Here is a 12,907-nt window from a genome sequence, read left to right as displayed (position 1 = left end):
TCAGGGGGCTGCGCCCACAGGCGCACGCACGACTCGAGACTGCAATGGGAGACAACGCGCTCATGAGCGAGGTTCTGGAGCTGCTGGACGTATCGGTGGTCCGCGATGGGCGGGCTCTGGTGGACGAGGTCTCCTGGTCGATCAAAGAGGGCGAGCGCTGGGTCATCCTCGGCCCCAACGGTGCCGGCAAGACCACCCTCCTCAACCTCGCCTCGAGCTACCTCTTCCCGAGCGCCGGGAACGCCTGGATCCTCGGCGAGCAACTCGGCCGCGTCGACGTCTTCGACCTGCGCCCGCGCATCGGCGTGGCGGGCATCGCCATGGCCGAGAAGCTGCCGCGCCGCCAGACCGTCCTGCAGACCGTCCTCACCGCCGCGTACGGTATGACGGCGCACTGGCAGGAGGACTACGACGCGGTCGACGAGACCCGCGCCCGCGCCTTCCTCGACCGCCTCGGCATGACCGAGTACCTCGGCCGGAAGTTCGGTACCCTCTCCGAGGGCGAGCGCAAGCGCACGCTCATCGCCCGCGCCATGATGACCGACCCCGAGCTGCTGCTCCTCGACGAGCCCGCGGCCGGACTCGACCTAGGCGGCCGCGAGGACCTCGTCCGCCGCCTCGGACGGCTCGCCCGCGACCCGCTCGCCCCGTCGATGATCATGGTGACACATCATGTAGAGGAAATCCCCCCCGGCTTCACCCATGTTCTGATGATCCGCCAGGGCAAGGTGCTCACCGCGGGCCCGGTCGAGACCGAACTGACCTCCCGTAACCTCTCCCGCTGCTTCGGACTCCCGCTGGTCGTCGACCGCCACGGCGACCGCTGGACCGCCCAGGGCCTTCCGCTGGCCTGATGTCCGCCCCCTGCGCCCACCGTGCCACCGGCAGGTGATCCGCGCACTGTCCCCGGGGACCGGCGACAACTACCATGACCATGTGGATCCATGGGTGTGGTGGCTGATCGCCGCCGTAGGACTGGGTATCCCGCTCGTACTGACCGCGATGCCCGAATTCGGGATGGTCGCCGTCGGTGCCGTGGCCGGTGCCATCACCGACGCGCTCGGCGGCGGCATCGTGCTCCAGGTCGTCGTCTTCTGCGCCGTCTCGGTCGCGCTGGTCGCGGTCGTCCGCCCGATGGCGGTGCGCAGCCGCCGTCAGCAACCCGAGCTGCGCAGCGGCATCGAGGCGCTGAAGGGACGTCAGGCCGTCGTCCTCGCACGCGTCGACGACAGTGGCGACGGCCGCATCAAACTCGCGGGCGAAGTGTGGTCCGCGCGCTCGCTCGACCCCGACCAGGCCTACGAACCCGGGCAGCAGGTCGACGTGGTGGAGATCGACGGTGCGACGGCCGTCGTCATGTAGACGCCGTACCGGGAGTGTCCTACCAAGAGTTGAGGGCGCCCGCGTTGAGCTGCGGAGTCGACCATGGATCTGACAGACTCCACCCTCGGGAACCGACAGACTTGATCATCCCGACCATCCGAATCACCGCATGAAGGGCACGGGGAGCCGCTGTGGAACCGATCATCATCGTCCTGATCATCCTCGTGGTGCTGGTCTTCATCGCACTGATCAAGACGATCCAGGTCATCCCACAGGCCAGCGCCGCCATCGTGGAGCGCTTCGGGCGCTACACCCGCACCCTCAACGCGGGCCTCAACATCGTCGTCCCGTTCATCGACTCGATCCGCAACCGCGTCGACCTCCGTGAACAGGTCGTGCCTTTCCCTCCGCAGCCGGTGATCACCCAGGACAACCTGGTCGTGAACATCGACACCGTCATCTACTACCAGGTGACCGACGCCCGCGCCGCCACCTACGAAGTCGCCAGCTACATCCAGGCGATCGAGCAACTCACCGTCACCACCCTGCGGAACATCATCGGTGGCATGGACCTCGAGCGCACCCTGACCTCCCGCGAGGAGATCAACGCGGCGCTGCGCGGCGTCCTCGACGAGGCCACCGGCAAGTGGGGCATCCGCGTCAACCGCGTCGAGCTCAAGGCCATCGAGCCGCCCACCTCCATCCAGGACTCGATGGAGAAGCAGATGCGCGCCGACCGCGACAAGCGCGCCGCGATCCTCCAGGCCGAAGGTGTCCGGCAGTCCGAGATCCTGCGGGCCGAGGGTGAGAAGCAGTCCGCGATCCTGCGGGCCGAGGGTGAGTCCAAGGCCGCCGCGCTGCGCGCCGAGGGCGAGGCCCAGGCGATCCGTACGGTCTTCGAGTCCATCCACGCCGGAGACCCCGACCAGAAGCTGCTCTCCTACCAGTACCTCCAGATGCTGCCGAAGATCGCCGAGGGCGACGCCAACAAGCTCTGGATCGTGCCCAGCGAGATCGGCGACGCCCTCAAGGGCCTCGGCGGGGCCATGGGCAACTTCGGCCCGCTGAGCGGCGGCGGAAATGGCGGCGGCACCCCCGCCGCCACCGGTAAGGACCCCGCCCCGCGCCGCGAACAGCCCACGATCGACTGAACGGACGGCGGCGGGACGGGCCCTCCAGCGCCTGGGGCGGCCCGCCGGCGCTCCCTGCCGGGCCCCTGCGGGACGAACCCGGGGCTAGGCCGGCACCGCCAGCCACTCCGGCAGAGCGTCCCGCTCCGCCGCCCCCAGGGCCAGCAGCAGCGCATCCGAAGGCGTCGGCTCGAACGGCGCCTTGAGGAGCCGCATCCCCGCCTGCTCCGGAGTCCGGTCCGCCTTACGGTGGTTGTCCTCCGCACAGGAGGCCACCGTATTCAGCCAGGTGTCCCCGCCCCCGCGCGACCGCGGCACCACATGGTCCACGGTCGTCGCCCGGCGGCCGCAGTACCCGCACCGGTGCTGGTCCCGGACCAGCACCCCGCGCCGCGACCACGGGGCACGTCTTCGGAACGGCACCCGCACATAGCGGCACAGCCGGATCACCCGTGGCAGCGGCAGATCGATGTCCGCGGCCCGCACCCGCAGCCCCGGGTGGGCGTGTTCGACGACGGCCTTGTCCTGGAGGACCAGCACCACGGCGCGCCGCAGCGTCACCGTCGCCAGCGGCTCGAAGCTCGCGTTCAGAACCAGCGTCTCGCGCATCCCGACCACCCCCGCGTCCCGGTATCCCGGCCCCGCGCCTGGAATGGGCGGGACCGGGATCAACTCTGGCCGGGAGGCCGGCCGAGAACAACGCAATTTCGCCGCGTCAGCCCGCGGCCGGCACCTCGTACTCCCCGATCAACTGGGCACGCCCCAGCGTGTGGAACCGAAGATTGAAGCCGACCACCGCGGGCGAGGCGTCCGCGTCCGGGCCCAGCTTCTCCGCGTCCACCGCGTAGACGGTGAACACATAGCGGTGCGGACCGTCCCCGGGGGGCGGCGCGGCCCCGCCGAAGTCACGGGTCCCGTAGTCGTTGCGCGCCTGTACGGCACCCGCGGGCAGGCCCGTGAAACCGCCGCTGCCCGCACCCACCGGAAGCTCGGTGACCGTGGCCGGGATGTCGAACAACACCCAGTGCCAGAAACCGCTGCCGGTCGGCGCGTCCGGGTCGAAGCAGGTGACGGCGAAGCTCTTCGTACCCTCCGGGAATCCCTCCCAACGGAGCTGCGGAGAGGTGTTCCCCTCCGCCTGCACCTGGGCGGACTTGAGCGTGCCGCCCGATTGCACATCGTCGCTCACCACCGTGAACGACGGCACCGGCGGATGGAAGTCATGGGGGAGCGGCGGCCGGTTCTGCTCGGACACGTCGAGAACCTCCTGAGGTTGCGGTGGATCATCTGCGCGGCCAGCCTAACGAGACCGCCAGACGGCGGGCTGGCACCATGGCGCCCATGACCGGCCCCACCCTCGCCCTCCACCTGCGCCTCGACGGCGTGACGGACAAGGACGGCTTCCTCGACCGCTGTGCCCGGGACCTGCGCTTTCCCGACTGGTACGGGCGCAACTGGGACGCCCTTGCCGACTCCCTCACGGATCTGTCCTGGTGGGCCGAGGGCCGCGAGCCCAGCGGCTGTCTGCTGGACATCCAGGGCTGGCTCGCCTTCCGCGACGCGGACCCCGACGCCGCCGCGATCGCGGCGGACATCCTGGCCGACGCGGAGGCGTACTGGGCGACGCAGGGACGGCCCCTGGTGGTGCGCTACGACGACGGCCCCTGACGCACGACGCACGACGCACCACACGCCGACACACGACGCGGGGCGTGCACCGACCTGCCGTCGATGCACGCCCCGCGCGGAAAGTCCGGCCCCGGGGAGGGGAGAACCTCAGAACCAGTTGCGCTTGCCGCCGACCTGCGCGAGCCACTGGTTCAGATACGCGGCCCAGTCGGTGTCCTGGAAGGTCGCCAGGTTCATCGTGAACGACCGGTAGGTGTCACTGCCCTCGGTGAACAGCCCCGGCTTCTTGTCCATCTCCAGCACCACGTCCATCTCGCGGTCGTCCGCGACGAAGGACAACTCCACCTGGTTCAGCCCCCGGTACTGCTCCGGGGCGTAGAACTCGATCTCCTGGTAGAAGGGCAGCCGCTGCCGGGTCCCACGGATGTGCCCCTGCTCCAGGTCGGCGCCCTTGAACCGGAAGCCGAGCGAGCCGAAGGCGTCCAGGATCGCCTGCTGGGCGGGGAGCGGATGCACATTGACCGGGTCCAGATCGCCCGAGTCCACCGCGCGCGCGATCGCCAGCTCCGTGGTCACCCCCACGTTCATACCGGTCAGGTGCCGGCCCAGGAACATGGTGATCGGGGTCTCCCACGGGATCTCCAGGCCGAACTGCACCGCGTGCACCGCACCCGGCTGCACCTCAAACGCACCGCCCAGCTGCTGCCGGGTGAACTCCACGTTCTGCTTGTACTCCTGGTCGTCCCGCTCCACCTCGACCCGCGCCTGCAGGCCGACCGAGAGCGCCTCGATCTGCTGCGCGACCGAGCCGCCCTGGATCCGGACCTCGCCCTGCACAATGCCGCCCGGGACGACGTTCTCCTCGGTCAGTACCGTCTCCACCGAAGCGCCACCGGCACCCAGACTCGCGAGCAGCTTCTTGAAGCCCATGTTCTCCCTCTCAAGGACGCGACTGCGTCTTGACTTGATCGCACTCGATCACTGTTGACACCTAGGAACGCGAAACAGCCGTGGACGGTTCCGCAGCTCATACCCTTCCAGCGGACCGGGGCCGCCTCCAACCACCGGTTCATATCTGTTCCACTACGCTCGGGCCGCGTGACAGCAGGACCTGACCGCGAGCCCCTCGACCGCGCCTTCTTCGACCGACCCGTTCTCGAGGTCGCGCCCGACCTCCTGGGCCGCGTCCTGGTGCGGCGCACCCCGGACGGACCGATCGAATTGCGCCTGACCGAGGTCGAGGCGTACGCGGGCCCGGCCGACCCCGGCTCGCATGCCTACCGTGGCCGCACCGAGCGCAACGCCGTGATGTTCGGCCCCCCGGGTCATGCGTATGTCTACTTCACCTACGGCATGTGGCACTGCCTCAACATGGTCTGCGGACCGGAGGGCCACCCCAGCGGCGTGCTGCTGCGCGCGGGCGAGGTACGGCACGGCCATGAGTGGGCCCATCAGCGCAGGCCGAAGGCGCGCAACGACCATGAGCTGGCCAAGGGCCCGGCCCGGCTGGCCACGGCCCTGGGCGTGGACCGCCGGCTGGACGGCAGCGATGTCTGCGCGGGCGCCGATGGCCCGCTCTCCATACTCAGCGGCCACCCCGCCCGGCCCGACCAGATCCTCAGCGGCCCGCGCACCGGTGTGGGCGGCGAGGGCGCAACTCACCCCTGGCGCTTCTGGATCGACGGCGAGCGCTCGGTCAGCCCCTACCGGGCGCACACCCCGCGTCGCCGGAATGCGACGCGCCGTCAGGTCGGAACTTGACTCTGCTGGACGGGACGCCTAACGTAGCCCGAGCCGCTTGAGACGGGCAGCGCTGTCGACACGATCGCAAGGTCGAGTCACAGCAGCCCCGGAGCGACCAACCACTAACGACAACTCCCGAACAGGGTCCTATTTCGCTGCGCGAAATTAAGACCCGGGGCTCCGATTAGGAGCTGAGCGGGAAATTGGCTAAAGTAGCGGACACGCCGGAAGGCGCGAAAGACCCCGCTCCAGCAGGGGGCCGGAAACGGAATTCGAACCGGAAACGGAACGGAAAACGGATCTGGTAAGGTTGGAAACACCGAAGGGAAGCGCCCGGAGAGACCGGTGAAACGGTTTCAAAGGAAGCGTCCGTTCCTTGAGAACTCAACAGCGTGCCAAAAGTCAACGCCAGATATGTTGATACCCCGTCCATCTCGGACGAGGTTCCTTTGGAAAAATACACAGCGAGGACGCTGTGGGCGGACTGGATTATTCCTCCGGTCTGCTCCGCTCTCGTGACTGTGTGACCGGGATATCCCGGAAGCATTCACGGAGAGTTTGATCCTGGCTCAGGACGAACGCTGGCGGCGTGCTTAACACATGCAAGTCGAACGATGAACCGGTTTCGGCCGGGGATTAGTGGCGAACGGGTGAGTAACACGTGGGCAATCTGCCCTGCACTCTGGGACAAGCCCTGGAAACGGGGTCTAATACCGGATATGACACGCTCCCGCATGGGATGCGTGTGGAAAGCTCCGGCGGTGCAGGATGAGCCCGCGGCCTATCAGCTTGTTGGTGGGGTGATGGCCTACCAAGGCGACGACGGGTAGCCGGCCTGAGAGGGCGACCGGCCACACTGGGACTGAGACACGGCCCAGACTCCTACGGGAGGCAGCAGTGGGGAATATTGCACAATGGGCGAAAGCCTGATGCAGCGACGCCGCGTGAGGGATGACGGCCTTCGGGTTGTAAACCTCTTTCAGCAGGGAAGAAGCGAGAGTGACGGTACCTGCAGAAGAAGCGCCGGCTAACTACGTGCCAGCAGCCGCGGTAATACGTAGGGCGCAAGCGTTGTCCGGAATTATTGGGCGTAAAGAGCTCGTAGGCGGCTTGTCACGTCGGATGTGAAAGCCCGGGGCTTAACTCCGGGTCTGCATTCGATACGGGCAGGCTAGAGTTCGGTAGGGGAGATCGGAATTCCTGGTGTAGCGGTGAAATGCGCAGATATCAGGAGGAACACCGGTGGCGAAGGCGGATCTCTGGGCCGATACTGACGCTGAGGAGCGAAAGCGTGGGGAGCGAACAGGATTAGATACCCTGGTAGTCCACGCCGTAAACGTTGGGAACTAGGTGTGGGCGACATTCCACGTCGTCCGCGCCGCAGCTAACGCATTAAGTTCCCCGCCTGGGGAGTACGGCCGCAAGGCTAAAACTCAAAGGAATTGACGGGGGCCCGCACAAGCGGCGGAGCATGTGGCTTAATTCGACGCAACGCGAAGAACCTTACCAAGGCTTGACATACACCGGAAACCTCTGGAGACAGGGGCCCCCTTGTGGTCGGTGTACAGGTGGTGCATGGCTGTCGTCAGCTCGTGTCGTGAGATGTTGGGTTAAGTCCCGCAACGAGCGCAACCCTTGTTCTGTGTTGCCAGCATGCCTTTCGGGGTGATGGGGACTCACAGGAGACTGCCGGGGTCAACTCGGAGGAAGGTGGGGACGACGTCAAGTCATCATGCCCCTTATGTCTTGGGCTGCACACGTGCTACAATGGCCGGTACAATGAGCTGCGAAGCCGTGAGGTGGAGCGAATCTCAAAAAGCCGGTCTCAGTTCGGATTGGGGTCTGCAACTCGACCCCATGAAGTCGGAGTCGCTAGTAATCGCAGATCAGCATTGCTGCGGTGAATACGTTCCCGGGCCTTGTACACACCGCCCGTCACGTCACGAAAGTCGGTAACACCCGAAGCCGGTGGCCCAACCCTTGTGGGGGGAGCCGTCGAAGGTGGGACTGGCGATTGGGACGAAGTCGTAACAAGGTAGCCGTACCGGAAGGTGCGGCTGGATCACCTCCTTTCTAAGGAGCACATAGCCGACTGCGAGCGCATGTCTCGCACGGTTTGCTCATGGGTGGAACGTTGACTATTCGGCACGGTCCTTCATGTGAAGACCGCTAGTACTGCCCTCCGGGGCGTGGAACGCGGATCGGATCAGAGGACGGTGCCGGGCACGCTGTTGGGTGTCTGAGGGAATGAACCCTCGACAGGCCGGAGTCCATGCAGGTAGTGGATGACTGGTCGTTGCTTGAGAACTGCACAGTGGACGCGAGCATCTGTGGCCAAGTTTTTAAGGGCGCACGGTGGATGCCTTGGTACCAGGAACCGATGAAGGACGTGGGAGGCCGCGATAGGCCCCGGGGAGCTGTCAACCGAGCTTTGATCCGGGGGTGTCCGAATGGGGAAACCCGGCAGTCGTCATGGGCTGTCACCCATACCTGAACACATAGGGTATGTGGAGGGAACGCGGGGAAGTGAAACATCTCAGTACCCGCAGGAAGAGAAAACAACCGTGATTCCGGGAGTAGTGGCGAGCGAAACCGGATGAGGCTAAACCGTATGTGTGTGATACCCGGCAGGGGTTGCGCATGCGGGGTTGTGGGAATGAGCTTCAGTCGTCTGCCGGCGACTGGGCGAGTTAGAAACCATTGCGATAGGCGAAGGACATGCGAAAGGTCCGGCTTAGAGGGTAAGACCCCCGTAGCTGAAATTGTGATGGCTTGCTTGCTCATCTCCCAAGTAGCACGGGGCCCGAGAAATCCCGTGTGAATCTGGCGGGACCACCCGCTAAGCCTAAATATTCCCTGGTGACCGATAGCGGATAGTACCGTGAGGGAATGGTGAAAAGTACCGCGGGAGCGGAGTGAAATAGTACCTGAAACCGTGTGCCTACAAGCCGTGGGAGCGTCGCGCAGGGATTCGTCTCTGCGTCGTGACTGCGTGCCTTTTGAAGAATGAGCCTGCGAGTTTGCGGTGTGTTGCGAGGTTAACCCGTGTGGGGAAGCCGTAGCGAAAGCGAGTCCGAATAGGGCGGTATAGTAGCGCGCTCAAGACCCGAAGCGGAGTGATCTAGCCATGGGCAGGTTGAAGCGGAGGTAAGACTTCGTGGAGGACCGAACCCACCAGGGTTGAAAACCTGGGGGATGACCTGTGGTTAGGGGTGAAAGGCCAATCAAACTCCGTGATAGCTGGTTCTCCCCGAAATGCATTTAGGTGCAGCGTCGTGTGTTTCTTGCCGGAGGTAGAGCACTGGATAGGCGATGGGCCCTACCGGGTTACTGACCTTAGCCAAACTCCGAATGCCGGTAGGTGAGAGCGCGGCAGTGAGACTGTGGGGGATAAGCTCCATGGTCGAGAGGGAAACAGCCCAGAGCATCGACTAAGGCCCCTAAGCGTACGCTAAGTGGGAAAGGATGTGGAGTCGCAGAGACAACCAGGAGGTTGGCTTAGAAGCAGCCATCCTTGAAAGAGTGCGTAATAGCTCACTGGTCAAGTGATTCCGCGCCGACAATGTAGCGGGGCTCAAGCGTACCGCCGAAGTCGTGTCATTGCAGCATTACCCCCAACGGGGGCTGTGATGGGTAGGGGAGCGTCGTGTGCCGGGTGAAGCAGCCGTGTAAGCGAGTTGTGGATGGTTCACGAGTGAGAATGCAGGCATGAGTAGCGATACACACGTGGGAAACGTGTGCGCCGATTGACTAAGGGTTCCTGGGTCAAGCTGATCTGCCCAGGGTAAGTCGGGACCTAAGGCGAGGCCGACAGGCGTAGTCGATGGACAACCGGTTGATATTCCGGTACCCGCTTTGAAGCGTCAACGTCGAACCAGGCGATGCTAAGTCCGTGAAGCCGCCCTGGAGCCTTCGGGCAAAGGGGAGTGGTGGAGCCGACGGTCCAGACCTGTACGTAGGTGAGTGATGGGGTGACGCAGGAAGGTAGTCCAGCCCGGGCGGTGGTTGTCCCGGGGTAAGGGTGTAGCCCGAGGGGTAGGTAAATCCGTCCCTCATGTGGGTGAGACCTGATGCCGAGCCGATTGTGGTGAAGTGGATGATCCTATGCTGTCGAGAAAAGCCTCTAGCGAGTTTCATGGCGGCCCGTACCCTAAACCGACTCAGGTGGTCAGGTAGAGAATACCGAGGCGTTCGGGTGAACTATGGTTAAGGAACTCGGCAAAATGCCCCCGTAACTTCGGGAGAAGGGGGGCCATTGTTGGTGATCACCCTTGCGGTGTGAGCCGGTGGTGGCCGCAGAGACCAGCGAGAAGCGACTGTTTACTAAAAACACAGGTCCGTGCGAAGCCGTAAGGCGATGTATACGGACTGACGCCTGCCCGGTGCTGGAACGTTAAGGGGACCGGTTAGTCACATTTCGGTGTGGCGAAGCTGAGAACTTAAGCGCCAGTAAACGGCGGTGGTAACTATAACCATCCTAAGGTAGCGAAATTCCTTGTCGGGTAAGTTCCGACCTGCACGAATGGCGTAACGACTTCTCGACTGTCTCAACCATAGGCCCGGTGAAATTGCACTACGAGTAAAGATGCTCGTTTCGCGCAGCAGGACGGAAAGACCCCGGGACCTTTACTATAGCTTGATATTGGTGTTCGGTTCGGCTTGTGTAGGATAGGTGGGAGACTGTGAACTCTGGACGCCAGTTCAGGGGGAGTCATTGTTGAAATACCACTCTGGTCGTGCTGGATGTCTAACCTGGGTCCGTGATCCGGATCAGGGACAGTGTCTGGTGGGTAGTTTAACTGGGGCGGTTGCCTCCTAAAGGGTAACGGAGGCGCCCAAAGGTTCCCTCAGCCTGGTTGGCAATCAGGTGTTGAGTGTAAGTGCACAAGGGAGCTTGACTGTGAGACCGACGGGTCGAGCAGGGACGAAAGTCGGGACTAGTGATCCGGCGGTGGCTTGTGGAAGCGCCGTCGCTCAACGGATAAAAGGTACCCCGGGGATAACAGGCTGATCTTCCCCAAGAGTCCATATCGACGGGATGGTTTGGCACCTCGATGTCGGCTCGTCGCATCCTGGGGCTGGAGTCGGTCCCAAGGGTTGGGCTGTTCGCCCATTAAAGCGGTACGCGAGCTGGGTTTAGAACGTCGTGAGACAGTTCGGTCCCTATCCGCTGTGCGCGTAGGAGTCTTGAGAAGGGCTGTCCCTAGTACGAGAGGACCGGGACGGACGAACCTCTGGTGTGCCAGTTGTCCTGCCAAGGGCATGGCTGGTTGGCTACGTTCGGGAGGGATAACCGCTGAAAGCATCTAAGCGGGAAGCCTGCTTCGAGATGAGGACTCCCACCCACTTGATGGGTTAAGGCTCCCAGTAGACGACTGGGTTGATAGGCCAGATATGGAAGCCGGGTAACCGGTGGAGTTGACTGGTACTAATAGGCCGAGGGCTTGTCCTCAGATGCTCGCGTCCACTGTGTGGTTCCCGGGTTGCGAACAGTCGCACCGGTGAATCAGTTCCACTTGACTTAATTGAAGAGTGTGCTTGTTCGCTAGAACCCGATAGGGTTTCGGTGGTCATAGCGTTAGGGAAACGCCCGGTTACATTTCGAACCCGGAAGCTAAGCCTTTCAGCGCCGATGGTACTGCAGGGGGGACCCTGTGGGAGAGTAGGACGCCGCCGAACAATCTTTGAAGGACCCTTGGTCCCAGCGTGCATGCTGGGACCAAGGGTCCTTTTTGTTTTTGCTGGGCCCCGCATCGGTGTGACTGATGCGGGAGAATGGCTGCAGTACATGAAGACAGGAGTCACGCCGATGTCCACCAACTCTCCCGACGACCGGTCGGGCCGCGAGCCGCATCGCCGGGACGCCGGCGACCGGCGGGACGCCCGCGGCTCGGGACCGCGCCGCGATGGCGATCGTGGTGGTTTCCGGCGTGATGACCGCCGGGATGAGCGGCCGCGTGGGCCGCGCCGCGATGATGACCGTGGTGGGTTCCGTCGCGATGACCGCCGGGACGATCGCCGGGATGATCGCGGGGACGACCGGCCGCGTGGGCCGCGTCGGGACGATGACCGCGGAGCCCGCCCGGGCGGCTTTGGGCGCCGCGACGACCGGGGCGGGGGCGGCCGTCCCACCGGCCGTTATGAGCGTCGTGACGACCGGCGTGATGACCGCAGGGACGAGCGGCCGGGCGGCCCGCGCAGGGACGACGACCGCGGCGGGTTCCGTCGTGACGATCGGCGTGATGACCGGCCGCGTGGGCCGCGCCGCGATGACGACCGTGGTGGGTCCCGTCAGGGGCAGGGCGGTTTCCGCCGGGACCGTGACGATCGTCCGGGCTTCCGCCGGGACGACGACCGCGGTGGTTTCCGGCGCGATGACCGCCGGGACGACCGTCGCGACGAGCGGCCGGGCGGCCCGCGCCGTGACAACGATCGTGGTGGGTTCCGCCGTGATGACCGCCGGGATGAGCGGCCGGGCGGGCCGCGCCGCGATGACGACCGTGGTGGGTTCCGCCGTGATGACCGGGACCGTGGCGGCCGGGGCGGCGGCCACGAGCGCCGGGACGACCGGCCTTCGTACCGACGTGAGGACGACCGTGGTGGGTTCCGCCGTGACGAGCGTCGGGACGACCGGCCTTCGTACCGTCGGGACGACGACCGTGGTGGGTTCCGCGGTGGAGACCGTCGTGCGGACGATCGTGGTGGGTTCCGCCGTGATGACCGTCGCGATGAGCGGCCGGGCGGGCCGCGCCGCGATGACAATCGTGGTGGGTTCCATCGGGATGAGCGCCGTGACGACCGTAGGGACGAGCGGCCGGGCGGGCCGCGCCGGGACGACGACCGTGGTGGGTTCCGCCGTGACGACCGGCGTGATGAACGGCCGCGTGGGCCGCGCCGCGACGACCGGGACGGGGGCTCCCGGGGTGGTCGGGACGACCGTGGGCCGCGTCGTCCGTACGGTCAGGGCGGGGGTCGCGACGACCGTCGCTCCGGCGGCGGTGGTTTCCATCGCCGTGACGACCGTGCCGGGGGCTACGGACGCCGTGACGACCGTTCGGGAGGCTACGGGCGCCGCGATGAGC

The 12,907-nt window shown here is 65.1% G+C and carries 8 protein-coding genes, 3 rRNA genes and 1 pseudogene; 9 read left to right on the top strand and 3 right to left on the bottom strand.

What is annotated here, in order from left to right:
- Positions 1–44 precede the first annotated feature (44 nt).
- The 3 genes from STRVI_RS32130 to STRVI_RS32120 all read left to right on the top strand — a co-directional run bounded on the left by STRVI_RS32130 (position 45) and on the right by STRVI_RS32120 (position 2,474).
- Positions 45–854, top strand: a complete 810-nt coding sequence (locus STRVI_RS32130) for an ABC transporter ATP-binding protein (RefSeq protein WP_014059735.1) — start codon at positions 45–47, stop codon at positions 852–854.
- A gap of 82 nt (positions 855–936) precedes the next feature.
- The gene (locus tag STRVI_RS32125) at positions 937–1,362 is read left to right on the top strand and encodes an NfeD family protein (RefSeq protein ID WP_043240508.1); all 426 of its coding nucleotides are present in this window, start codon (positions 937–939) and stop codon (positions 1,360–1,362) included.
- Positions 1,363–1,514: 152 nt separating this feature from the next.
- Positions 1,515–2,474: an SPFH domain-containing protein gene (locus STRVI_RS32120; RefSeq protein ID WP_014059733.1), complete on the top strand. Its 960-nt coding sequence runs from the start codon at positions 1,515–1,517 to the stop codon at positions 2,472–2,474.
- An 84-nt stretch (positions 2,475–2,558) separates the two neighbouring features.
- Here the strand turns inward: STRVI_RS32120 and STRVI_RS32115 are convergent, their stop codons facing one another.
- A complete protein-coding gene (locus STRVI_RS32115; RefSeq protein ID WP_014059732.1) occupies positions 2,559–3,062 on the bottom strand; it encodes an HNH endonuclease in 504 nt (167 codons plus the stop codon).
- A 106-nt stretch (positions 3,063–3,168) separates the two neighbouring features.
- Positions 3,169–3,708 (bottom strand): YbhB/YbcL family Raf kinase inhibitor-like protein, encoded by a 540-nt coding sequence (locus STRVI_RS32110; protein ID WP_014059731.1) that lies wholly within the window; start codon positions 3,706–3,708, stop codon positions 3,169–3,171.
- An 86-nt stretch (positions 3,709–3,794) separates the two neighbouring features.
- On the opposite strand from STRVI_RS32110, the gene STRVI_RS32105 reads away from it, so the two are divergent.
- Positions 3,795–4,121 carry a barstar family protein gene (locus tag STRVI_RS32105; RefSeq protein WP_106685760.1) on the top strand — a complete coding sequence of 109 codons (327 nt, stop codon included), beginning with the start codon at positions 3,795–3,797 and terminating at the stop codon, positions 4,119–4,121.
- Positions 4,122–4,229: 108 nt separating this feature from the next.
- On the opposite strand, the gene STRVI_RS32100 is transcribed toward STRVI_RS32105, so the two are convergent.
- On the bottom strand, positions 4,230–5,012 hold the full coding sequence (locus tag STRVI_RS32100; RefSeq protein WP_014059729.1) for a sporulation protein: 783 nt from the start codon (positions 5,010–5,012) through the stop codon (positions 4,230–4,232).
- A gap of 168 nt (positions 5,013–5,180) precedes the next feature.
- Here STRVI_RS32100 and STRVI_RS32095 point away from each other — a divergent pair, with 168 nt between their 5' ends.
- From STRVI_RS32095 to STRVI_RS55710, 5 genes and pseudogenes are all read left to right on the top strand, one after another.
- Complete coding sequence (locus tag STRVI_RS32095; RefSeq protein ID WP_014059728.1) at positions 5,181–5,843, top strand: DNA-3-methyladenine glycosylase; 663 nt, start codon at positions 5,181–5,183, stop codon at positions 5,841–5,843.
- Between the two features lie 528 nt (positions 5,844–6,371).
- Positions 6,372–7,898: ribosomal RNA gene (locus STRVI_RS32090) — 16S ribosomal RNA — on the top strand.
- A gap of 259 nt (positions 7,899–8,157) precedes the next feature.
- Positions 8,158–11,277: ribosomal RNA gene (locus STRVI_RS32085) — 23S ribosomal RNA — on the top strand.
- 110 nt (positions 11,278–11,387) lie between these two features.
- A 5S ribosomal RNA gene (rrf, locus tag STRVI_RS32080) occupies positions 11,388–11,504 on the top strand.
- The 16S, 23S and 5S rRNA genes sit together here, the layout of an rRNA operon.
- Before the next feature lie 520 nt (positions 11,505–12,024).
- Positions 12,025–12,879 (top strand): annotated as a pseudogene (locus STRVI_RS55710) (hypothetical protein); the annotation flags it as partial.
- Positions 12,880–12,907: the final 28 nt, after the last annotated feature.

Source organism: Streptomyces violaceusniger Tu 4113 (assembly GCF_000147815.2).
Lineage (GTDB): Bacteria > Actinomycetota > Actinomycetes > Streptomycetales > Streptomycetaceae > Streptomyces > Streptomyces violaceusniger_A.
This window is presented reverse-complemented; position numbering and strand designations above follow the sequence as displayed.